This is a genomic window from Bradyrhizobium altum (assembly GCF_020889705.1).
Lineage (GTDB): Bacteria > Pseudomonadota > Alphaproteobacteria > Rhizobiales > Xanthobacteraceae > Bradyrhizobium > Bradyrhizobium altum.
The window spans coordinates 26,461-47,230 of the sequence record NZ_JACMYP010000012.1; the positions used below are offsets into that span (position 1 = coordinate 26,461).

General features: G+C 66.4%; 23 protein-coding genes. 16 read left to right on the plus strand and 7 right to left on the minus strand.

Annotated elements, in window-relative coordinates:
- The first annotated feature begins 63 nt into the window (after positions 1-63).
- Complete coding sequence (gene hemC, locus H8B02_RS05955; protein ID WP_283842148.1) at positions 64-1,035, plus strand: hydroxymethylbilane synthase; 972 nt, start codon at positions 64-66, stop codon at positions 1,033-1,035.
- A gap of 26 nt (positions 1,036-1,061) precedes the next feature.
- Here hemC and H8B02_RS05960 read toward each other — a convergent pair whose 3' ends face one another.
- Together H8B02_RS05960 and H8B02_RS05965 are read right to left on the minus strand one after the other, a co-directional pair.
- Positions 1,062-1,850 (minus strand): crotonase/enoyl-CoA hydratase family protein, encoded by a 789-nt coding sequence (locus tag H8B02_RS05960; protein ID WP_229165313.1) that lies wholly within the window; start codon positions 1,848-1,850, stop codon positions 1,062-1,064.
- Between the two features lie 32 nt (positions 1,851-1,882).
- Positions 1,883-3,013, minus strand: a complete 1,131-nt coding sequence (locus H8B02_RS05965) for an aromatic ring-hydroxylating oxygenase subunit alpha (protein WP_229165314.1) — start codon at positions 3,011-3,013, stop codon at positions 1,883-1,885.
- Between the two features lie 170 nt (positions 3,014-3,183).
- Between H8B02_RS05965 and H8B02_RS05970 the strand changes: the two genes are divergently transcribed.
- Positions 3,184-4,137 carry a LysR substrate-binding domain-containing protein gene (locus tag H8B02_RS05970; RefSeq protein ID WP_229165315.1) on the plus strand — a complete coding sequence of 318 codons (954 nt, stop codon included), beginning with the start codon at positions 3,184-3,186 and terminating at the stop codon, positions 4,135-4,137.
- Positions 4,138-4,173: 36 nt separating this feature from the next.
- Here H8B02_RS05970 and H8B02_RS05975 read toward each other — a convergent pair whose 3' ends face one another.
- The 3 genes from H8B02_RS05975 to H8B02_RS05985 are packed head-to-tail and all read right to left on the minus strand — an operon-like array spanning position 4,174 to position 6,772.
- Complete coding sequence (locus tag H8B02_RS05975) at positions 4,174-4,917, minus strand: DUF1045 domain-containing protein (RefSeq protein ID WP_229165316.1); 744 nt, start codon at positions 4,915-4,917, stop codon at positions 4,174-4,176.
- A 20-nt stretch (positions 4,918-4,937) separates the two neighbouring features.
- Positions 4,938-6,110, minus strand: coding sequence for an alpha-D-ribose 1-methylphosphonate 5-triphosphate diphosphatase (locus H8B02_RS05980; protein ID WP_229165317.1), 1,173 nt, complete (start codon positions 6,108-6,110; stop codon positions 4,938-4,940).
- Positions 6,111-6,124: 14 nt separating this feature from the next.
- Positions 6,125-6,772, minus strand: a complete 648-nt coding sequence (locus tag H8B02_RS05985; protein WP_229165318.1) for an LbetaH domain-containing protein — start codon at positions 6,770-6,772, stop codon at positions 6,125-6,127.
- A 210-nt stretch (positions 6,773-6,982) separates the two neighbouring features.
- On the opposite strand from H8B02_RS05985, the gene phnC reads away from it, so the two are divergent.
- From phnC to phnE (H8B02_RS06005), 4 genes are all read left to right on the plus strand, one after another.
- Positions 6,983-7,798: a phosphonate ABC transporter ATP-binding protein gene (gene phnC, locus H8B02_RS05990; RefSeq protein ID WP_092126925.1), complete on the plus strand. Its 816-nt coding sequence runs from the start codon at positions 6,983-6,985 to the stop codon at positions 7,796-7,798.
- Between the two features lie 74 nt (positions 7,799-7,872).
- Positions 7,873-8,802: a phosphonate ABC transporter substrate-binding protein gene (gene phnD / locus H8B02_RS05995; protein WP_229165319.1), complete on the plus strand. Its 930-nt coding sequence runs from the start codon at positions 7,873-7,875 to the stop codon at positions 8,800-8,802.
- Positions 8,803-8,883: 81 nt separating this feature from the next.
- On the plus strand, positions 8,884-9,768 hold the full coding sequence (gene phnE / locus H8B02_RS06000; protein ID WP_229165320.1) for a phosphonate ABC transporter, permease protein PhnE: 885 nt from the start codon (positions 8,884-8,886) through the stop codon (positions 9,766-9,768).
- Entirely contained in the window at positions 9,765-10,613 is an 849-nt protein-coding gene (gene phnE, locus H8B02_RS06005) for a phosphonate ABC transporter, permease protein PhnE (RefSeq protein WP_229165321.1), read from the plus strand. The genes phnE (H8B02_RS06000) and phnE (H8B02_RS06005) overlap by 4 nt, the downstream gene beginning before the upstream one ends.
- Positions 10,614-10,855: 242 nt before the next feature.
- Here phnE (H8B02_RS06005) and phnF read toward each other — a convergent pair whose 3' ends face one another.
- Positions 10,856-11,581, minus strand: a complete 726-nt coding sequence (gene phnF, locus H8B02_RS06010) for a phosphonate metabolism transcriptional regulator PhnF (RefSeq protein WP_229165322.1) — start codon at positions 11,579-11,581, stop codon at positions 10,856-10,858.
- 116 nt (positions 11,582-11,697) lie between these two features.
- On the opposite strand from phnF, the gene phnG reads away from it, so the two are divergent.
- The 9 genes from phnG (at position 11,698) to H8B02_RS06055 (ending at position 18,702) form a co-directional block, all read left to right on the plus strand.
- Entirely contained in the window at positions 11,698-12,159 is a 462-nt protein-coding gene (gene phnG, locus H8B02_RS06015) for a phosphonate C-P lyase system protein PhnG (RefSeq protein WP_229165349.1), read from the plus strand.
- A 4-nt stretch (positions 12,160-12,163) separates the two neighbouring features.
- Positions 12,164-12,772 carry a phosphonate C-P lyase system protein PhnH gene (phnH, locus tag H8B02_RS06020; protein WP_229165323.1) on the plus strand — a complete coding sequence of 203 codons (609 nt, stop codon included), beginning with the start codon at positions 12,164-12,166 and terminating at the stop codon, positions 12,770-12,772.
- A gap of 3 nt (positions 12,773-12,775) precedes the next feature.
- Entirely contained in the window at positions 12,776-13,879 is a 1,104-nt protein-coding gene (locus H8B02_RS06025) for a carbon-phosphorus lyase complex subunit (RefSeq protein WP_229165324.1), read from the plus strand.
- Positions 13,876-14,760, plus strand: coding sequence for an alpha-D-ribose 1-methylphosphonate 5-phosphate C-P-lyase PhnJ (locus H8B02_RS06030; protein ID WP_229165325.1), 885 nt, complete (start codon positions 13,876-13,878; stop codon positions 14,758-14,760). The genes H8B02_RS06025 and H8B02_RS06030 overlap by 4 nt, the downstream gene beginning before the upstream one ends.
- Positions 14,753-15,550: a phosphonate C-P lyase system protein PhnK gene (phnK, locus tag H8B02_RS06035; RefSeq protein ID WP_050423104.1), complete on the plus strand. Its 798-nt coding sequence runs from the start codon at positions 14,753-14,755 to the stop codon at positions 15,548-15,550. Before H8B02_RS06030 ends, phnK begins: the two co-directional genes overlap by 8 nt.
- 8 nt (positions 15,551-15,558) lie before the next feature.
- Positions 15,559-16,257 (plus strand): phosphonate C-P lyase system protein PhnL, encoded by a 699-nt coding sequence (phnL, locus tag H8B02_RS06040; RefSeq protein ID WP_229165350.1) that lies wholly within the window; start codon positions 15,559-15,561, stop codon positions 16,255-16,257.
- A gap of 13 nt (positions 16,258-16,270) precedes the next feature.
- Entirely contained in the window at positions 16,271-17,425 is a 1,155-nt protein-coding gene (locus H8B02_RS06045) for an alpha-D-ribose 1-methylphosphonate 5-triphosphate diphosphatase (protein WP_229165326.1), read from the plus strand.
- Positions 17,422-18,015, plus strand: a complete 594-nt coding sequence (gene phnN, locus H8B02_RS06050) for a phosphonate metabolism protein/1,5-bisphosphokinase (PRPP-forming) PhnN (RefSeq protein WP_229165327.1) — start codon at positions 17,422-17,424, stop codon at positions 18,013-18,015. The genes H8B02_RS06045 and phnN overlap by 4 nt, the downstream gene beginning before the upstream one ends.
- A gap of 75 nt (positions 18,016-18,090) precedes the next feature.
- Positions 18,091-18,702: a pyridoxamine 5'-phosphate oxidase family protein gene (locus H8B02_RS06055; RefSeq protein WP_229165328.1), complete on the plus strand. Its 612-nt coding sequence runs from the start codon at positions 18,091-18,093 to the stop codon at positions 18,700-18,702.
- Between the two features lie 16 nt (positions 18,703-18,718).
- Here the strand turns inward: H8B02_RS06055 and H8B02_RS06060 are convergent, their stop codons facing one another.
- On the minus strand, positions 18,719-19,318 hold the full coding sequence (locus H8B02_RS06060; RefSeq protein ID WP_229165329.1) for a TetR/AcrR family transcriptional regulator: 600 nt from the start codon (positions 19,316-19,318) through the stop codon (positions 18,719-18,721).
- A gap of 203 nt (positions 19,319-19,521) precedes the next feature.
- On the opposite strand from H8B02_RS06060, the gene H8B02_RS06065 reads away from it, so the two are divergent.
- A complete protein-coding gene (locus H8B02_RS06065) occupies positions 19,522-20,766 on the plus strand; it encodes an efflux RND transporter periplasmic adaptor subunit (RefSeq protein WP_229165330.1) in 1,245 nt (414 codons plus the stop codon).
- The last annotated feature ends 4 nt before the right edge of the window (positions 20,767-20,770 follow it).

Consider the following 20,770-nt stretch of genomic DNA (forward strand, 5'->3'; position numbering starts at 1 on the left):
CTTTTGTTCTAATCCCCAGCCGTTGATGATCACGCCAGCGGAGCTTTCGTGTCGGGACAGGTTTTGCGGATAGGGACGCGCAAGAGCGCGATGGCGCTCGCGCAGACGGACGAGGTCGCGCGGCTGCTGCGCGCCTCGGCGCCGGACCTTGCCGTCGAAATCGTCAGGTTCGAGACCCGCGGCGACCAGGACCAGACCAGCAAGCTGTTGCGTCACGGCGGCAAGGGCGGCGCCTTCGTCGCCGAGATCCGCGAAGCCATGCGTGCCGGCACTCTGCAGGCTGCAATGCACTCGCTGAAGGACGTGCCGGGCAATGAGGAGACGCCGGGGCTCGTCCTCGCCGCGATGCTGGCGCGCGATGCCGCCAATGACAGCCTCGTGTTGCGGCCGGGCCTGACGCTGGATGCGTTTCGCGCCTCGCGCGGCAAGGGCTTCATGATCGGCACCAATGCCGTGCGCCGCGCCGCCTATCTGCGGAGGCTGTTTCCGGAGGCGACGGTCATTCATTTCCGCGGTGCCGCCGACACGCGAATTGCAAAACTAGATCGCGGCGCCAAGCAGCGGCTGCCCGATGGCGGCGAGGTGGGGCCGGCGGATGCGCTGGTGATGGCGCGCTCCGGTCTCGAGCGCATCGGCATGACCGCGCGCATCGCACATGATTTCTCCGTCGACGAGATGCTGCCGGCGGTCGGTCAGGGCATCGTCGCGGTCGAATGCGTCGCGACCGACTGGGCGACGCGTGCGCGGCTTGCCGGGATCGACAACGCGCAGTCGCGGCTTGCGGCCGAGGCCGAGCGCGAGGTGCTGTGGGTGCTCAACGGCCATTGCAATTCGCCGATCGCCGGCCACGCCACGCTCGCTGGAAACGAGATGACGCTGCGCGCCTCGGTGCTCGACGAGGCCGGTGCCGGCTTCATCGAGGTGACGCGGCGCGGGCCGGCGGACCGGCCGCGCGAGCTCGGCCGCGCCGTCGGGATGGAGCTGCTTGCGAAGGGCGCCGCCGAGATCATCGCCCGGACCCGGGTCGACGAATAGCGTCCGCCGTCGTCGCGATCGATTTCTCAGGCGATGTCGGCGAAATCGCCGTGCCGGCCCTTGCCCGCCGCGAAGCGGCGTGCGCCGGCCTCGGTCTCCCCGCTCGCAACCGTCGCAAGCCCGAGACGAAACTCGTTCAGCGTGGCCTGGTCCCAGCCGAGCTCCCATTGCTCGATCGCGGAGAGCCGGTCGCTGCGCAACGCTGCCTGCGGCAGGCGGCACAGATCATGGGCGAGGCTGCGCGCCTCAGTGAGCGCCGTGCCGGGTGCGACCACGCGGTTGGCGAGCCCGATCCGTCCAGCCTCCTCGCCGGAGACGCCGCGTCCGGTGAGGATCATGTCCATCGCGCGGCTGTGCCCGATCAGCCGCGGCAGTCGTACGGTGCCGAGATCCATCAACGGCACGCCGAAGCGCCGGCAATAGACGCCGAAGGTGGCATCGCGCGCGGCGACCCGGAGATCGCACCAGATCGCAAGCTCGAGCCCGCCCGCCACGGCCGGCCCCTCGACTGCGGCGATCACCGGCTTCGACAGCTTCATCCGCGTCGGGCCCATCGGGCCGTTGCCGTTCTCGACACGGTGGCCGCGATGGCCGGCCGCGGTGCGCTTCAGGTCGAAGCCCGCGCAGAACGCGCCGCCCGCGCCGGTCAGGATCGCGACCGACAGCGACGGATCGCGATCGAAGGTGCGAAACGCCTGTGCCAGCCCCTGCGCGGTCTCCGGATTGACCGCGTTGCGCGCCTCGTCATAGCGGTCGATGGTCACGATCGCGATGGCCTGCTCGGTTCGATATTTGACGGTCGGGTGGTCCAGCATGCTCGGTTCTCGGTCCGCAGTGTTGGAGTGGATCAGCGGGCGCCAGTGCGGCTCTCGATGATCGCAGCCAAGTTCTGGTGAAAATGCCTGATCGCGCCTTCGAACAGGCCGAAGGTGAAGTGGGCATTCGCCCGGGTTGCGAGCCCGCGCTGCGCGGCGCAGGCCATCTCGCGATCTTCGGCCGCGCCAGCGGTGACGAAGTCGCGTCCCTGGGCGACCGCGGCGCGGCCGTCTTCCGCGGCGGTCTGGTTCGATAGCGTGTAGGTGACGAGCCGGGTGCGATCCGCGGCGAGCGGCTCGAGCACCGTCATCAACCGGTTGGTCGGGAAGGTCGACAGCATCACGTTCGGAAACAGGTGATAGACATGCGTCAGCATGCCGGTCGTCTTGCGCTCGCCCGGCGGCACATTGCGCAGTTTCTCGATGCGCCGATAGGGGAAGCTGATCCGGCTGTTGCGGCCGAAGGCTTCGATCACGTTGAGATTGTCGTATTGCAGCGGATAGAACGTATCCTGGTGCGTCGATCGGATGTGGTAGCCTTCGAGAAACCCTTCAGCGACGATCTTCCAGTTGGCCTCGACCTCCTGCGTCGTGGTCGCGTAGAGCTTCCAGTCGTCACCGAACAGCGCTGGCAAGTCGCCGGCGTCTGACGTTGCGGCGGGATCGTCCTGCGAAATGAACACCAGGCCGTCGCGCTCGATGCAGGTGAGCGGCACGAGGCCATGCGTGCTCCTGTCGAGGCCGGGAAAGCCGTGGTCATCGGGGATGCCGCGGAGCCGGCCGTCGAGGCCGTAGGTCCAGCCGTGATAACGGCAGGTCAACGCCTTCCGGCAGCCGGCGCCGTCCACCAACTGCACGCCGCGGTGACGGCATGCATTGCGGAAGGCGCGCGCGACGCCATCAGCGCCGCGGATCGCGACAACGGGCGTCATCGCCGCGTCGCGCGCGACACAGGCGCCGATCTCGGCGAGCGCAGCCGACGGGCAGAACGGCGTCAGCGTGCGGCGGAACACATGTTCGATCTCGGCCGCGAAGCGATCCTGCGACAGATAATGCGCGACGGGTTCATGCCAGACGCCGTCGCTGAGATCGGTCGATTTGGCGTCGATATGCCTGAGGATGCGGTCGACGATGGATGCTTCGTCCGCGAGCTGTGTCGTCATTGCCGTCCTCCCGCTCGGTCGGCCGGGCTTGCCGCCGGTCCGCTTCGAGCGACAGGATTTCGTATTGCGCCCCACGCGACAAGCGAAACGAGCCGGGTTCGGATGAATGACATTCATCCGAACTTACTTTTCGCGCGACATCGACGGGGGCCGGCCGCTAGGATCGGCTGATGAGCAGGAACAACCCGAGGCCGCCGGGGCGCCGGCCACCGTCGCAGGGGAGGGACGATCTCGCCGCAGCGAGCCTTCGGCCGGCGCATTTGCTGGCACTGCAGGCGTTCGATGTCGCGGTCAGGCTCGGCAGCTTCAAGGAGGCGGCCGGCGTGCTCAACGTCAGCGCCTCGGCTATCAGCCACCGTATCCGCAATCTCGAAGTCCATCTCGGCGTCGCGCTGTTTCACCGCGCCCATCGCGTGGTTCGACCGACGCACGCCGGCGAGAGACTGGCCGCTGCGACCGGCCGCGCCTTCGCGCTGCTGGCGCAGGCGGAGTCGGCAGTCGAGGCGGCTGGCCAGCACCGGCTGCGGCTGAAGGTGCTGCCGCAATTCGCGTCGGCGTGGCTGATCCCGCGCCTGTCCTCGTTCCTCACCCAGCATTCCGGGATCGATCTCGCGATCGAGACCTCGAACCGGAATGTCGATTTCGAGACCGAGGCGTTCGATGCCGGCATCAGCTTCGGCCCCGACAAGCCCGAAGCCGTCGTCGCAAATCGCCTGATGGAGGTGAGGACCGTTCCGGTCGGTGCGCCGGCGCTGGCGCGGCGGTTGAAGCTGCGCACCGCAGGCGACCTTGGCCGCGCCGCGCTGATCCATGTGACGACATTCCCCGCAGCCTGGCCGCTCTGGTTCAGGCATGCCGGCGAGCCTGTGCCGCCCGCGACGCGCGCGATCTCGGTCGACAGCTTTGTGGCCGCGCTGCAGGCTGCCGAACGCGGCGCCGGCGTCGCGCTCGCGCTCGAACCCTTCATCGGGGAAAGTGAGCGGCGCGGTACGATCCGCCGGCTCTTGCCGGTCGGTCATGTGACCGGCAGTTATTGGCTGGTTCATCCGCCGGGCGCGCAGCGCAATCGCGCGCTGCAGACATTCAAGAAGTGGCTGTTGGCCGAGCTCGCGAAGCCCGATTAGCGCTTCGGTTCTGATTCAATCAGTACCGAAGCTCTCTTATTTTGACGCGTTCTCTTCACGCGAACCGGTGTCCACTTCGCTCGAAAACGCTCTCGCTCGCAACGGCCAGCTGCCGATGATGCAGAAGCGGGATGCGCTGTCGGCTTGCTTGAACAGCGCGATGCGGTCGATCGCGAGCGTCGCAAGGTCGATCGCGGCGAACCGCTCGCGCAGCCGCGCCACGATCGGGCCCCGCCGCTCCTCGCTCAGCCGTCCGGTCAGGGTCATGTGGAAGCGGAATTCCTCCATGACATAAGGATAGCCCCAGCGATCGAGATAGTCGCGCTGCCGCTCCGTGAGCCGTTGGGGCCTGCGCCGCGCGCGATCGTCCGGCGTCAGCGGCGCACGGAACGTGTCGAATTCGGTGACGCAATCGGCGGCGAGCTGTTGCAGATCATCGGAGCGGCTCGCCGGGATCACGGCGATGAAGCCGCTGATGGCATCGACAACAGGTTCGATCACCGGAATGCGCCGCGCGCGGTCGGCGAACGCCGCGCAGGCATCGAGGAGCTCGGACTCGTTCCTGCCATAGGCAAGCGCAGCGGGTGCCTTGAGCGTCGCGTGAAAGCCGTATTTGCGCGGATCTTCCGTCACCTCGCGCCAGTCGGGCGCAACGCCATCGGGAAACGGCAGGTCGTCGCCTGACACGGCATCGTAGCCGAGCAGCGCCGAACCGAAGCGGTGCAGGGCGCTGTCGGGTGACGGCGCATAATAGATCGCGTAGCGCGGGGTGTTGGCCATGGCGGCAGAATAGGTCCTGACTATGCTGCCGCAACCGTCTTGCGCGGTGCGAGCGAATGAACGAGGCAGCTCGCGTCCGCCAGATGCACCAGCCGTCCGGCTGATATCACGGCGACGATGCGCGGCCGCAGCGGCGCCGTGTCGTCGACGACGATGATGTCGGCGCGGCGGCCGGCGGCGATCACGCCGCGATCGGCAAGCCCTGCCGCGCGTGCCGGTGCCGACGAGATCAGGTCCCAGGCCTTGGTGAGCGGCAGGATGCCATCGGCGGCGAGGCGGAACGCGGCGAGCCGTTGTGCCGGATAATAGTAGTCCGACGCCAGCACCGAGCAGAGGCCCTGTGCGATCATGTCGGATGCCTTGGTCCAGCCGGTGTGGCTGCCGCCGCGCACCACGTTCGGAGCGCCGAATACGATGAAGTCGCCCGCGGCCGCGGCATCGCGCGCTGTCTCTTCATTGACAGGGAATTCGGCGATCGTGGCGCCGAGCGCGCGAAACTCCTGGCGCATCGCCGGGCTGTTGTCGTCATGCGAGAGCATCCGAATGTTCGCCGCGCGCGCAGCAGCAGCCAGTCGCGCGATCGAGGCGGGTACCTCGGGACGGCGCGCCACGATCCGATCGAGCATGCCGTTGACGGCTTCGATGGAGAGCCCGGTGCGTTCGGCCAGCTGGTTGCGCTTCTTCGGCTTGACGTTGCTGTGGTCGTTGAAGGCGAACAGGTCGATGCGGCCTTCGGTGAGCCATTGAATGATCTCAGCCTCGGCCTCGAGATTGTGGGTCTCGTGACGCAGGTGGAAGCGCGTATCGGCGGCGAGCTGCGGCCGCAGCGCCTCGATCGCATTGAGCAGCTTGCGCGCATTGTCCGCGCTGCGCAGGCCGGGCTCCCACGACCAGGTCGTGCCATGGAAGACGGTGGTGATGCCGTTGGCGATCGCCTGCCGGTCGCTGTCAACGAGCGCCACGTCGGTCGGGAAATCGACGCCGGGGCGCGGCATCATCTGCCGCTCGAACGCATCGCCGTGCAGGTCGATGATGCCGGGCAGCACCAGCAGGCCGCCGGCATTGATGTGGAGCGCGGCGCGGCCCTGTTCGGCGTCGAGCGCGCCGATGTCGCGGCCTGAGGTCCGCAGCGAGGTCTCGACCAAGGCACCGTCAACCAGCGTGCGTCCGCCCTCGATGAAAATGTCCGTCACGATACGGGGCTCCGTTATTGATTCTGTGATTGGGATACGGCCTCGGCCTCATACTTGTCGAGGAATTCCTCGACCGCGAGCTTGCGGAAGTCGGGCAGGACACGACGAAGTGTTTCGTGATCCCAGTCCCACCACGCGAGCGCTGTCAGGCGATCCGCTGCTGTCTCGGAGAAGCGCCGCTTGACCGGCCGCGCCGGATTACCGGCAACGATGGTGTAGGCGGGCACATCCTTGGTCACGATCGCGCCTGCAGCGACGACAGCGCCGGTTCCGACGTTCCGGCCCGGCAGCAGGATCGCACCGTGACCGATCCAGACGTCATGGCCGATATGCACGTGATGCGCACGTCGCCAGTTGAAGAAGTCGGTGTCGTCGCTTTCTCCGGGAAAATAGGTGCTGGCGCGGTAGGTGAAATGCGCCTGCGTCGCACGATGCATCGGGTGGTTGCCGGGATTGATGCGGGTCATCGCCGCGATCGAGCAGAACTTGCCGATCGAGGTGTAGGTGATCTGGCTGTCGTTCACGACGTAGGAATAGTCGTCCATGCTGACTTCAAGCAGGATCGCGCGCGCGCCGACCTCGGTATACTTGCCGAGCTTGCTCTCGCGCACCGACGCAGTCGGGTCGATCGTCGGCACAACCGAGAGTGTTTTTCCGGCCATCAGGGCCTCCGCAAAACTTGTAAATCTTTGGTTTCCGGGGAGATGCAGGCTCGTCATCGGGATGCTTGATGACAGCATCATGACGTTGCGATGACGTCAAACGAACGGCAGGGAAGGGGTGTGGACGATCGCCGCACTGCAACGTCACGTCACATAACTGTCAAGCACCGGGGATAGCGATGGCCCAACGCGACGCGGTTGGAGCATTGCATGCTGGTGGTGGAAGGTTTGACGTGCCGGTTCGGCACAAAAGCCGCAGTCGATAACGCATCCTTTTCGATCGCGCCGGGCAGCTTTGTCGGCGTGATCGGCCGCTCCGGTGCCGGCAAGTCGACGTTGCTGCGGATGATCAACCGTCTCGCCGATCCGACCTCCGGCCGTATCCTGTTCGAAGGCACTGACGTGACCGCGCTGCGCGGCAAGGCGCTGCGGCAGTGGCGGGCGCGCTCGGCGATGATCTTCCAGCAATTCAATCTCGTCGGCCGCCTCGACGTGCTGACCAACGTTCTGATGGGCCGGCTCGCGCAGATCCCGTCCTGGCGTTCGCTGGCGCAGGTCTGGCCGGAGCAGGACAGGGCGCTTGCGCTGTCCGCGCTCGAGCAGTTCGACATCGCCCAGCTCGCGGCGCAGCGCGCCGATCAGCTCTCCGGCGGCCAGCAGCAGCGGGTCGCGATTGCCCGCGCGCTGGTGCAGGAGCCCGACATCATTCTTGCCGACGAGCCGATCGCTTCGCTCGATCCGCGCAACACCAAGATCGTGATGGACGCGCTGCTGCGCATCAACAAGCATTTCGGCATCACGGTGCTCTGCAACCTGCATTCCCTCGACCTGGCGCGAACCTATTGCGATCGCCTGATCGGCATGGCGGCGGGTCGCGTAGTGTTCGACGGCGCCCCCGCGGCGCTGACCGACCATATTGCCCGCGAGCTCTACGACCTCGAGGCCAATGACGTCATGGGCGCGGCACCGCTGCCCGTGCCCGACGGCGCAACTGCTCCGGCGCTCGGCACCGCTGCCGCGGCCTGAGCGGCGCATTTTCGAAAACAGGGCAACCGGGCATTTCGCCCGGCCAACAGGCGTAACTACCAAAGAGGGGTAACATGATCACTCGTCGTATCATTCTGGCCGGCGCCGCCGCGCTGGCATTCGCAGGATCGGCTTCGGCCGAGGACTGGAAGACCAAGTATCCGGAGATCACCTTCGCGGTGATTCCCGCCGAAAACGGCTCCGGCGTTACCGAGCGCTACGGTCCGCTCACCGAATATCTGTCGAAGGAACTCGGCATCAAGGTGACCCTGCGCGTCGCCAACGACTACGCAGCCGTCATCGAGGGCCAGCGCGCCGGCAACATCCACATCGGTTACTACGGTCCGGCGTCGTTCGCCCGCGCCCGGCTCACCGGCGTCAAGACCGACGCGTTCGTGATCGACGTCAATGCCGACGGTTCGAAGGGCTATTATTCGGTGTTCTACGTGCTCGCCAAGAGCCCGTACCAGAAGGTCGAAGACCTCAAGGGCAAGAATATCGGCCTGGTCGATCCCAATTCGACCTCCGGCAACAACATGCCGCGTTTCAAGCTGAACCAGATGGGGATCGATCCGGAGACCTACTTCTCCAAGGTCGTCTTCACCGGCAGCCACGAGAACGCCGTGCTGGCGCTGGCGCAGGGCACCGTCGACGTCGCCGCCAACTGGTGGAATGCCGACGACGATTCCAACCTGACCCGCATGCTCGCCAAGAACATGGTGAAATCGAGCGACGGCACGCCGCTGAAGAAGGAAGACTTCCGCGTCATCGTGAAGTCCGACCTGATCATCAACTCGCCCTACGCCTATCTCGAGAGCCTTCCCGACGACATGAAGGCGAAGATCAAGCAGGCCTTCCTCGACATGCCGACGAAGGATCCGGAAGCCTTCAAGAAGCTGTCCGACGGCAAGAACCGTCCGTGGCAGCCGGTCACGAACGCCGACTACGACAAGACCATCGAGCTGATCAAGTTCGTCGACGCTCTGCGCAAGAAGGGCTCCTGATCGCACGTCGCCGCTGAATTGGGCCGGGTTTCGACAACCCGGCCCTTTTCGTTCACCCCTCGAGCAGACTGGCCCGCATCGATGGCGACCGCCATTTCCATCCTTCCAGCGCAGCAATTGGCGACGCTGAACGATGCCTATCGCAAGGCGGTCGCGCGCAAGCGGCTGAAGGCGACGGTGGCGGCCGCCGTATTCTGCGCGGCGCTGTTTATCGCGGCACTCGGCGCCGACGTGAACCTGCATACGTTCTTCACCTATTTCGGCAACTTCGTCAGCTATTTCGACCGCATCCTGACGCTGGATTCCGGTGCGCGGGTCTGGACCGATCCAGTGGAATGGTTCTGGGGCCTGAAGAAATGGCTGCGGCTGCTCGGTGAGACCCTCCTGATCAGCTATGTCGGCACCTTGACCGGTGCTGTGTTTGCCTTTGCGCTGAATTTCTTTGCCGCCCAGAACACCTCGCCGGGCCCGTGGGTGCGCTTTACCGTCCGTCGCCTGCTCGAAATCGCCCGCACCGTGCCGGGCATCGTGTTCGCGCTGATCTTCGTGATCGCGTTCGGCCTCGGGCCGATGGCCGGCGTGCTGGCGATCGCGATCCACACCACCGGGGCGCTCGGCAAGCTGTTCGCCGAGATCGTCGAGAATGCCGACATGAAGCCGGTCGAAGGCATCCGCTCCACCGGCGCGAGCTGGCTGTCCTGCATGCGCTTTGCCATCCTGCCGCAGGTCTCGGCGGGCTACGCCAGCTACGCGCTGCTGCGCTTCGAGGTCAACGTCCGCGAGGCGTCGGTGATGGGCTTCGTCGGCGCCGGCGGCATCGGCCAGGAGCTCGTGGTCGCGATCCGCAAGTTCTACTATTCCGACGTCAGCGCGATCCTCGTCACCATCATCGTCACCGTCTTCATCATCGACATCTCGACCGGCTGGCTGCGCGGCCGGCTGTTCGGCAAGGAGACGCGGCGATGAGCCAGCTGCCGAAGCCGGACACCGCGGAATTGCGTGCGAAATACCCCGGCGTGTTCGAACGCCCCGCGTCGGCGCGGCTGGCGATGCCGGCCACGATCGTGGCAGCGCTCGCGATCTTTGCATACGGCCTGGTCGATCTCGACTTCTCGCCGTCCAGGCTGATCTCGGGAATGAGCCAACTCGGCTGGATCACCATGATGATGATCCCGCCGAATCCCGGCGCGTCGTTCCCGCTCTACATGCAGGCGCTCGGCGAGACGCTGTCGATCGCGCTGCTCGGCACCACGCTTGCGGCGCTGCTGGCGCTGCCGGTCAGCCTCTTGGCGGCGCGCAACATCATCCCCTCCAACCTGATCCGCTTTCCGGTGCGCCGCTTCCTGGATTCGATCCGCGGCGTCGATACGCTGATCTGGGCGCTGGTCTGGATCAACGTCGTCGGTCTCGGCCCGTTCGCCGGCGTGCTGGCGATCATGGTCTCCGACTTCGGCGCGTTCGGAAAGCTGTTCTCGGAGGCGATCGAGGCCGCGGACCGCAAGCAGGTCGAGGGCATCCGCGCCTCCGGCGGCAACGCGCTGCACGAAATCCGCTTCGGCCTGCTGCCGCAGGTGCTGCCCGTGATCGCCGGGCAGGTGCTCTACTTCATCGAGTCGAACACGCGGTCGGCCACCATCATCGGCATCGTCGGCGCCGGCGGCATCGGGCTGCAACTCGCCGAGCAGATCCGCGTGCTGGAATGGCAGAAGGTGTCGTTCCTGATCCTGATGATCCTGATTGCGGTCGCCGCGATCGATTTCATCTCGAGCAAGCTGCGCTTTGCCATCATCGGGCAACGGGCAGTGGTGTAGCCGCGCGCTCAATCCTTCGCCCCTTGTGGGAGAAGGTGGCGTAGGCGGCCTTTGGCCGCCGTCTTCTAGAAGGACGCCGATGCCTTGGCATCGGCTACGGCGCCGGACGAGGGGTCTCTCTCCACGAGTTCAAATGACAGAGTTGGACTCGCGGAGAGATACCTCTCACCCGGATCGCATCTGGCGATGCGATCCGACCTCTCCCACAAGGGGAGAGGTGCACCGTCAGTGTGGCGGCACACTCAGCTATTCTCGACCAGGAACTCCACGCGCTCGGCGGCGAAGCGCGAGCGCTTGGTCACCAGCGGGTGGTCCAGCATATCGACGTCGGTCGCGTCGACCACCAGCACCGGCCGGCCCAGCGGCAGATCGAGCCGAGCGGCGTCGGTCGCATCGGCAATCGCCGCGGTGATCCGGGTCGAGGCGCGGTGGTAATCCTTCACGCCGTAGTGCCCGAGCAGCTTGGTCATCGAACGAACGTCGGCGAACACGCTGCCGGCATCGGGAAAGCGCTCGGCCGACAGCCAGGTGGTGGAAACGCAGATCGGCGTCCGGTCCGCGAGCCGCACCGCCTCGATCCGGATCAGCGGCGCACCGATCTTCAGGCCGAGCTCGCGCGCGATCTCGCGGTTGGCGACATCGCTGCCTGCATCGATCAGCTGGCCGCGCGGCTCGTGACCGCCGGCGCCGACGATCTCGGAGAATCGCGTGCGCGAGCGCAGCGGATAGGCAAGGCGCTGAGCCTCGACATAGGTGCCGCTGCCGCGCTCGGCGCGCACCAGGCCGCGCTCCGCCAATGCGGCGAGCGCCCGCCGCACGGTGTGGCGGTTGACCCGGTAAGTCTCGGCGATCTCCATCTCGCCGGGCAGCTTTTCGCCCGCAGCAAAGCGGCCGTCGGCGATGCCGCGCTCGATGCCGTCAGCGACCTGCCGCCACAAGGCGACGCCGGAACTTTCCTGCATGCTCATGGCGCGGTGATACCAGAAATCTTCGGTTTGTCACGAAACAGTCATGGCGCTCGGCTATCAAGTTGTCTATTATCATAGACAACTTGATGCAAGCAAGGTTGCCCATGAATTCGACCATGAGTTCGACCGGACCAGACAGCAAACAGGCCCAGCGCAAGGCCGCGATGACGGTGCTGGCGCACTCCGGCGTGGCCGACATCGCAGGCAGGCTCGCGGCGATCGCGGTGCCCACGCATGAAAACCTGCGCGAGCCGGAGAATGGCCTCGTGATGATGCGCGGGCGGATCGGCGGTGACGGTGCGCCGTTCAACCTCGGCGAGGCGACGGTGTCGCGCGCTGCGGTGCGGCTTGCGACCGGCGAGGTGGGCTTCGGCTACACGCTCGGCCGCGATGCGCGGAAGGCGCAGATGATCGCGCTGTGCGACGCCATGGTGCAATCGGCGGAGCTGTCCGGCGAGGTCGAAGCCAAGGTGATCGCGCCGCTGCGTGTTGCCATGAATGCCGAACGCGCCCGCAAGGCCGCGGAGACCGCGGCGACGCGGGTTGATTTCTACACGATGGTACGCGGTGAGGGATGATGCAATGACGACGATTGCCGAAATGCCCGCAGGCTTCGCCGACAAGGTGCTGTCGGCGCAATCCACGTTCCGCTCCGTGATGGATGCGATGGCGCGCCCGGGCAGCGTGCAGCGCGTCGCCGCAAGCGTCGGAACGCCCGCCGGCATGATGCGCGGCGCGGCCGCGATCGCGCTGACGCTGTTCGATCACGATACGCCGATCTGGCTCGATGCCGCGATGTCGGCGACGCCTGATGTCGCCCGCTGGCTGAAGTTCCACGCCAGCGCGCCGGTGGTTACGGATTCCGCGATCGCGAGCTTCGCGCTGATCGGCGATGCGGCGAACCTGCCGGCGCTCGAGCGTTTCGCGTTCGGCAGCAGCGAATATCCTGACCGGTCGACCACGCTGATCCTGCAGGTCGACAGCCTGACGCAGGGCCCGGCCTTCGAGCTGAAGGGGCCCGGCATCGACGGCAGCGCGCTGTTGCAGGCGATGATCAAGCCGCGCGACCTGTTCCAGCGGCTGTCGATCAATGAAGCGCTGTTCCCGCGCGGCATCGACGTCGTGCTGGTCCATGACGACAACATTGTCGCGATCCCGCGCACCACGCGGCTGATCGCAAGCGGAGTGTGAGCGATGTATGTAGCCGTCAAGGGAGGCGAGCGCGCCATCGAGAACGCCCATCGGCTGCTGGCGCATGAGCGGCGCGGCGATCGCGATGTACCCGAGGTGACGCTGGCGCAGATCTCCGAGCAGCTCGCGCTCGGTGTCGACCGCGTGATGACCGAAGGTTCGCTTTACGACCGCGAGCTTGCGGCGCTCGCGATCAAGCAGGCGCGCGGCGACATGATCGAGGCGATCTTCCTGGTTCGCGCCTTCCGCGCCACGCTGCCGCGCTTCGGCGCCACCGAGCCGGTCAACACCGGCGCGATGCAGGTGCGGCGGCGCATCTCCTCGACCTTCAAGGACGTTCCGGGCGGCCAGATCCTGGGGCCGACCTTCGACTATACCCATCGCCTGCTCGATCCGCAGCTCGCGGAAGGTTTTGTGCCGGAACAGCCGATGACCGCGGACGCCTCGCAGGCGGCAACGCCGCGGGTCACCGACATTCTCGGCCGCGACGGCTTGATCGAATCGTCGCCGCAGGCAGATAGCGACGCGGCGGTCGGCGACCTCACGCGCGAGCCGCTGAGCTTCCCGGCCGATCGCGATCTGCGGCTGCAGAATCTGGCGCGCGGCGACGAAGGCTTCCTGCTCGCACTCGGCTATTCGACGCAGCGCGGCTACGGCCGCAATCATCCCTTCGCCGGCGAGATCCGCTTCGGCGAGGTCGAGGTCGAATTCTCAGCCGAAGACGTCGGCTTTGCCGTGCCGCTCGGCTCGATCGAGCTGACCGAGTGCCAGATGGTCAACCAGTTCAAGGGCTCGACGACCGAGGCGCCGTGCTTCACCCGCGGTTATGGCCTCGCCTTCGGGCAGAGCGAGCGCAAGACCATGTCGATGGCGCTGGTCGACCGCGCGCTGCGCGCACGCGAACTCGGCGAGGAGGCGGAAGCGCCGGCGCAGGACGAGGAGTTCGTGATGTCGCACTCCGACAACGTCCAGTCGACCGGCTTCGTGGAGCATCTCAAGCTGCCGCATTACGTCGACTTCCAGTCCGAGCTCGGCCTGCTGCGCAAGCTGCGGCAGGAGTTCGCGGAAGCCAACGAGGCCGTGGAAATGCAGGAGGCCGCGGAATGAACGCGCCGACATACAATTTCGCCTATCTCGACGAGCAGACCAAGCGGATGATCCGCCGCGCGATCCTGAAGGCGATCGCGATCCCCGGCTATCAGGTGCCGTTCGCGAGCCGCGAGATGCCGATGCCCTATGGCTGGGGCACCGGCGGTGTGCAGGTGACGGCGGCGATCCTCGGCCCCGACGACGTGCTGAAGGTGATCGACCAGGGTTCGGACGACACCACCAACGCGATCTCGATCCGCAAGTTCTTCGGCAAGACCGCGGGTGTCGCGACCACGACCTCGACGACCGACGCGACCGTGATCCAGACCCGGCACCGCATTCCCGAAGCGTCGCTGCACGCCGGACAGGTGCTGGTCTATCAGGTGCCGATCCCCGAGCCGCTGCGCTTCCTCGAGCCGCGCGAGACCGAGACGCGGCGCATGCACGCGCTCGCCGAATACGGGCTGATGCATGTCAAGCTCTACGAGGACATCGCGCGCTTCGGCCATATCGCGACCGCCTATGCCTACCCGGTGAAGGTGAATGCCCGCTACCTGATGGACCCGTCGCCGACGCCGAAGTTCGACAATCCGAAGATGGACAATTGCGCGGCCTTGCAGCTGTTCGGTGCCGGCCGCGAGAAGCGCATCTACGCGATCCCGCCCTACACCACCGTGGTCTCGCTGGATTTCGAGGATCATCCGTTCACACGGTACCGCTTCGACGCACCCTGCGCGCTGTGCGGCGCCGACAATTCCTATCTCGACGAGATCGTCACCGACGACAAGGGCGGGCGGATGTTCGTCTGCTCCGATACCGACTTCTGCGAGCAGCGCCAGGCCGCCGGCCATCACGGCACCGAGAGCGCGGCGCCGCACAAGGAGAAGGCGCATGTCTGAGCTCTCGAGCCTCGACAACGATCAGCCGCTGCTGGTGGCCGAGGGGCTTGCCAAGAATTACGGCCGGCTCCCGGCCTGTCGCGATGTCTCGTTCGCGCTCTATCCCGGTGAGGTGCTGGCGATCGTCGGCGAGTCCGGTTCGGGCAAGTCGACGCTGCTGCAACTGCTCTCCGCGCAGCTCGCGCCGAGCGCCGGGCGGGTGTCCTACCGGATGCGCGACGGCGTGCTGCGCGATCTTGCCGAGCTCGGCGAAGCGGAGCGGCGCTTCCTGTTCCGCACCGACTGGGGCTTTGTGCATCAGGACCCGGCGCAGGGATTGCGCATGGGCGTGTCGGCAGGCGCCAATGTCGGCGAGCGGCTGATGGCGGTCGGCTGGAATCACTACGGCCGGATTCGCGACACCGCATCGACCTGGCTCGATCGGGTCGAGATCGATGTTGGCCGCATCGATGATGCGCCGAAGACCTATTCGGGCGGCATGCGGCAGCGGCTGCAGATCGCGCGCAACCTCGTCACCGAGCCGCGGCTGGTGTTCATGGACGAGCCGACCGGCGGCCTCGACGTCTCGGTGCAGGCGCGTCTGCTCGACCTGATGCGCAATCTCGTCAGCGAGCTCGGCCTTGCCGCCATCGTCGTGACCCACGATCTCGCGGTCGCGCGCCTTTTGTCGCATCGCGTGATGGTGATGAAGGGCGGCCGCGTCATCGAGACCGGCCTGACCGATCAGGTGCTCGACGATCCCCGCGAGCCCTATACGCAGCTGCTCGTTTCCTCGATACTTCCGCCATGAGCCTGTCAATGACCGCGATGATCGAACTTGCCAACGCCGAGAAGACCTTCACCATGCACCTGCAAGGCGGCGTCGAGCTGCCGGTGGTGCGCGGCGTCTCGTTCCACGCCGATCCGGGCGAGTGCGTGGTACTGTCCGGCCCGTCGGGCGCCGGCAAATCCTCGATCCTGAAGATGATCTTCGGCAACTATCGCTGCGACAGCGGCCGGATCGGCATCCGCCATCGCGGCACGGTGATCGACCTCGCGACCGCCGAACCACGGCAGGTGCTGAGCATCCGCCGCTCGACCATCGGCTATGTCAGCCAGTTCCTGCGCGCGGTGCCGCGAGTGGCGACGATCGACGTCGTCGCCGAACCGTTGATCGTCAACGGCGTGGCGCGCGAGGAGGCCCGCGAACGCGCCGGCCGCCTGTTGCGCCGGCTCAACATCCCGGAGCGGCTGTGGACCCTGCCGCCCTCGACCTTCTCCGGCGGCGAGCAGCAGCGCGTCAACATCGCGCGCGGCTTCATCTCGGACCTGCCGATCCTGCTGCTAGACGAGCCGACCGCTTCGCTCGATGCGGCGAATCGCGCAGTGGTGGTCGAGCTGATTGCGGAGAAGAAGACCAGGGGCGTCGCGATGGTCGCGATTGTCCATGACGACGAAATCCGTCATCTGATTGCCGACCGTATCGTCGATGTGACCTCGTTCGCCGCTGCTGCCTGAAGGACCGTTTGAAATGACCGCCAAGCAAGACACCATCATCGGCAACGCCCGGCTGGTCCTCGCCGATCGCGTGATCGAGCAGGGCTGGGTTGCGATCGCTGACGGCAAGATTGCGGAATTCGGCGAGGGCAGGGCGCCCGAGGCAGCCGAGGATGCCGGCGGCGATCTGCTGATGCCTGGGCTGATCGAGCTGCACACCGACCATCTCGAAATGCATTACGTGCCGCGGCCGAAGGTGTTCTGGAATCCGGTCGCGGCCGTGATCTCCTATGACGGCCAGCTCGCGACCTCGGGCATCACCACGGTGCTGGATTCGCTGCGGGTCTGGCGCGAGGACGGCGCCGAGGACGTCGACGGCCGCGCCGGCGTGCTGGCGGCGGCGATCTCGGCCGCGCGCGAGGAGGACCTGCTGCGCGCCGATCACTTCCTGCATCTGCGCTGCGAGGTGCCGATGCCTGATGTCGTCGCCGAAGCCAAGGAGCTGATCGAGCGGCCGGACGTGCGACTGATGTCGCTGATGGACCATACGCCGGGCCAGCGCCAGTTCCGCGATGAGGTGAAGCTGCGCGACTACTATCGCGGCAAGGGCGGCGGCATGACCGACGCCCAGCTCGACGTGCTGTTCGCACGGCGCTTCGCCTATCAGAAGGAATATGCCGTGGCGAACACCCGCGCGATCGTCGCGCTGGCGCATCAATACAAGATTCCGCTGGCGAGCCACGACGACACCACGGATGAAAACGTGGTCGACGCCGTCAACGACAAGGTCGCGGTCGCGGAATTCCCGACCACGATGGAAGCCGCGCGCGGGCTGCATGCCGCCGGCATCGACATCCTGATGGGCGCGCCGAACGTGGTGCGCGGCGGCTCGCACTCCGGCAATATCGCCGCCGTCGATCTCGCCAATGAGGGCATGCTGGATATCCTGTCGTCGGATTACATTCCCTCCAGCCTCTTGATGGCCGCCCTGCAACTGTCGCGGCATGTGCCGGCGATCGATCTTGCTTCCGCCGTTCGCACCGTGACCAAGACGCCCGCCGAGGCGGTCGGCCTGTCCGATCGCGGCGAGATCGCGGTCGGCAGGCGCGCCGATCTGATCCGCGTGCACGTCGCGCGCGATCTGCCGGTCGTGCGCAGCGTCTGGCGCGAAGGGGGGAGGGTCGCGTGACCGGTGCGTCCGTCGTCGCCGAGCAGCGCACCGCGATCGGTCCCGGCCGGTTGATCCTCGTGGTCGGCCCGAGCGGCGCCGGCAAGGACACGCTGCTGGGGCTGACGAAGGCGGCCTGCGCCGACGATCGCGACATCGTGTTTCCCCGCCGCCTGATCACACGCCAGGCGTCGGCCTCGGAAGATAATGAAGAGGTCAGCGCGGAAGCCTTCCAGCGTGCGGTCGCCGCCGGCGATTACGCCATGCACTGGGAAGCGCACGGCCATCGCTATGCGCTGTCGCGGGCGATCAATGACGAGATCCGCGCCGGGCGCACCGTGATCGCGAACGTCTCGCGCACGGTGATCGCAGCAGCGCGCCGCCACTACGCCAATGCCGTCGTGGTGTCGGTTACGGCACCGCCGGATGTGCTGGCGGCGCGGCTGGCGGCGCGTGCGCGCAGCAGCGACGGCCTGCTCGCGCAGCGGCTGGCCCGCACGGTCGACGAGAGCACGTCGACGCCCGATTTCACCATCGTCAATTCCGGCACCGCGGAATATCACGCGCGACAGCTTGTCCGCATCATCAAGGGCCAGCGCTGGGACGAATAGAGCGTTTTCGAGCGAAGAGGATACCGGTTCGCGTGAAGAAAGCGCGTCAAGAAAGAAGCGAGGAGAACAGAACGAATGTCGGTGATCTCTACGATCGAGCAGCTTGAGGCGATTTATGGCTTCCCGAACGACGCGTCGACCGTGAAGGTCGCCGATCACGTGACGCCGCTCTATCGTGTGCTCATCGAGAAGTCGCCGTTCGTGTCGCTTGCGACCTCGGGGCCCGAGGGGCTCGATTGCTCGCCGCGCGGCGACTTGCCGGGCTTCGTGCGCATCCATGATGCGAAGACGCTGATGATGCCGGATCGCCGCGGCAACAATCGCTGCGATTCGCTGCGCAACATCGTTCGCGATCCCCGCGTCGGGCTATTGTTCCTGATCCCGGGCTCGGGCAGCACGCTGCGCGTCAACGGCCGCGCCTATGTCACGGCCGAGCCGGAGCTCCTGGCCTCCTTCAAGGTGGAAGGCAAGGCGCCGCGGACGGTGATCGTGATGATTGTGGACGAGATCTACTTCCAGTGCGCTCGCGCGATCGTGCGCTCCGACCTCTGGAATCCGGACAAGCGGGTCGATCCGAGGGCCTTGCCGACGCCGGGCCAGATCCTGGCCGAGATGAGCGAGCACACGGTCGGCGGCGAGAAATACGATCGCGAATGGCCGGAGCGCGCACGCCAGACGATGTGGTGACGAAAGAGGCGGCGGCTCAGGCCTTCGCCTGCTCATCGAAGGCCTTCAGCGAGACCGCCGCGATCTCGCGCAGCGCGTTGCGGTCGGCGCCGGAGGAGGCCATCACGCACATGCCGGATGTGACCGCGGAGAGATAGCGGGCAAGCGTGACCGGATCGGCGTTTTCGCCCAAATCGCGGTCCGCCTTGGCGCGGACAAAGCGTTCGCGCAACTGGTCTTCGGTGTGGGTGCGGCGCGCCGCCAGCTCGAATGGAACGTTTTCCGAGCCGGTGCCGCAGGCAAGGCCGCCCTGGACCAGCAGACAGCCGGGCGGGTTGGCGGGATCGGTCTGGGCGTCCGCGTGCTCCATCAGAAATCGTTCGGCCACCTCCCGGGCGGTGGAGGCGCCCAGAACTTTCTCCATCCAGGCGTCGCGCTTTTCGGAGTAGCGGTCGAGCGCGGCCTTCAGCAGGCCTTCCTTGCTGCCGAAGGCTGCGTAGAGGCTGGGCGGATTGATGCTCATCGCCTCGGTCAGCTGCGCGATCGTGGTGCCCTCGTAACCGTGGCGCCAGAATACGTCCATGGCCCGGTCCAAAGCGGCGTCCGCGTCGAAGGCGCGGGGGCGTCCCATTCCCATTTTCGTTGCTCCGTAAGCCGGGCGCCGTTTCTGTGACGGATTGTCCCTGACTTATCCTCTTGTTGCACGTGATGTTTTTCCGCGTCTTCCCATTTCCCCACCAATGAGATAATAAATTCATAGTGCTCGATACATAAGTATCTTGCGAACCGGCGTCCAGCTCCACATCTGTAGCGAACACTACAGATATCTGGAGCGCGTGAATGCCGTCGTCAACCCAAAATCCCCGTTCCGGCCGTTTCCGACACGTCGTCGGCGGTGCCGTGATCCTCGGCGCCCTCGCGGTGGCCGGTTCGATCGCGACCGGCCACTACTTCCACGCTGCGCAGGCGACCGCGGCCGCCGCCGCCACTGAACCGGCGGTGCCGGTGACCGTCTCCGTGATCCAGCCGCGGCCGACCATCCTGTTCGATGATTTCTCGGGCCGGCTCGAGGCCGTCGACCGCGTCCAGCTTAGGCCGCGGGTGGCGGGCGCGATTATGGCGACCAATTTCACCGAGGGCGCGCTGGTGAAGTCCGGCGACGTCCTGTTCAAGATCGACCCCGCGCCTTACGCGGCCGAGGTCGACCGGGCCCAGGCGCAGCTCGAGGCCGCGAAGGCCCGCGCGGTCTTTGCCGCAAACGAGGTCGAGCGCGGCGCACAGCTGGTCGGCAACAACATTGTCACCAAGCGCGACTTCGACCAGCGCGACAACACCAATCGCGAAGCGATCGCCAACGTCAAGGCCGCCGAAGCCGCGCTGCAGACCGCAAAGCTCAATCTCGACTACACCGAAGTCCGCGCACCGGTCGACGGCCGGGTCGGCCGGATCGAGATCACCGTCGGCAATCTCGTCGCGGCGGGCACCTCGTCGCCGGTCCTGACCTCGCTGGTCTCGGTCAATCCGATCTATGCGAGCTTCGATGCGGATGAGGAGGTCGTGCTGCGCGCGCTGAACTCGATCGCGGACGCGTCCGGCAAGCGCGGCAATCTCGATCAGATCCCGGTCGACATGGTGACGTCGGGTGGCCTCAGCGCCAAGGGGCACATCCAGCTGATCGACAACCAGGTCAACGGGCAGAGCGGCACCATCCGCGTCCGCGCCGTGTTCAAGAACGAAGACGGCCGGCTGATCCCCGGACAGTTCGCCCGCGTCCGCATGGGCCAGCCGAAAGAGCAGACGCTGGTGCTGATCGACGAACGCGCCGTCGGCACCGACCAGGACAAGAAGTTCGTCATGCTGGTCGGCGACGACAGCCGCGCGGTCTATCGCTCCGTCACGCTTGGCGGCGCGGTCGACGGCCTGCGGATCGTGACCGCGGGCCTGAGATCCGGCGACCGCATCGTCGTCAACGGCCTGCAGCGCGTGCGCCCCGGCGCACTCCTGAAGATGGAAGTCGCCGAGATGGGCGCCCGCGGCATGCAGCAGGCATCCACTGAAACCAACCAGCACGTCGTGCAGCGCTAGGCGC

Bases quoted from the DNA above. Each gene is read 5' to 3' on its own strand.
- H8B02_RS06060 (WP_229165329.1), bottom strand. From the start codon at position 19,318: ATGGGAATGGGACGCCCCCGCGCCTTCGACGCGGACGCCGCTTTGGAC.
- H8B02_RS05960 (WP_229165313.1), bottom strand. From the start codon at position 1,850: ATGCTGGACCACCCGACCGTCAAATATCGAACCGAGCAGGCCATCGCG.
- H8B02_RS05965 (WP_229165314.1), bottom strand. From the start codon at position 3,013: ATGACGACACAGCTCGCGGACGAAGCATCCATCGTCGACCGCATCCTC.
- phnF (WP_229165322.1), bottom strand. From the start codon at position 11,581: ATGAGCATGCAGGAAAGTTCCGGCGTCGCCTTGTGGCGGCAGGTCGCT.
- phnL (WP_229165350.1), top strand. From the start codon at position 15,559: ATGACCGCGATGATCGAACTTGCCAACGCCGAGAAGACCTTCACCATG.
- H8B02_RS06065 (WP_229165330.1), top strand. From the start codon at position 19,522: ATGCCGTCGTCAACCCAAAATCCCCGTTCCGGCCGTTTCCGACACGTC.
- H8B02_RS05975 (WP_229165316.1), bottom strand. From the start codon at position 4,917: ATGGCCAACACCCCGCGCTACGCGATCTATTATGCGCCGTCACCCGAC.
- phnC (WP_092126925.1), top strand. From the start codon at position 6,983: ATGCTGGTGGTGGAAGGTTTGACGTGCCGGTTCGGCACAAAAGCCGCA.
- H8B02_RS06055 (WP_229165328.1), top strand. From the start codon at position 18,091: ATGTCGGTGATCTCTACGATCGAGCAGCTTGAGGCGATTTATGGCTTC.
- H8B02_RS06030 (WP_229165325.1), top strand. From the start codon at position 13,876: ATGAACGCGCCGACATACAATTTCGCCTATCTCGACGAGCAGACCAAG.
- phnE (WP_229165320.1), top strand. From the start codon at position 8,884: ATGGCGACCGCCATTTCCATCCTTCCAGCGCAGCAATTGGCGACGCTG.
- H8B02_RS06025 (WP_229165324.1), top strand. From the start codon at position 12,776: ATGTATGTAGCCGTCAAGGGAGGCGAGCGCGCCATCGAGAACGCCCAT.
- H8B02_RS06045 (WP_229165326.1), top strand. From the start codon at position 16,271: ATGACCGCCAAGCAAGACACCATCATCGGCAACGCCCGGCTGGTCCTC.
- phnD (WP_229165319.1), top strand. From the start codon at position 7,873: ATGATCACTCGTCGTATCATTCTGGCCGGCGCCGCCGCGCTGGCATTC.
- phnK (WP_050423104.1), top strand. From the start codon at position 14,753: ATGTCTGAGCTCTCGAGCCTCGACAACGATCAGCCGCTGCTGGTGGCC.
- H8B02_RS05970 (WP_229165315.1), top strand. From the start codon at position 3,184: ATGAGCAGGAACAACCCGAGGCCGCCGGGGCGCCGGCCACCGTCGCAG.
- phnE (WP_229165321.1), top strand. From the start codon at position 9,765: ATGAGCCAGCTGCCGAAGCCGGACACCGCGGAATTGCGTGCGAAATAC.
- phnH (WP_229165323.1), top strand. From the start codon at position 12,164: ATGACGACGATTGCCGAAATGCCCGCAGGCTTCGCCGACAAGGTGCTG.
- phnG (WP_229165349.1), top strand. From the start codon at position 11,698: ATGAGTTCGACCGGACCAGACAGCAAACAGGCCCAGCGCAAGGCCGCG.
- H8B02_RS05985 (WP_229165318.1), bottom strand. From the start codon at position 6,772: ATGGCCGGAAAAACACTCTCGGTTGTGCCGACGATCGACCCGACTGCG.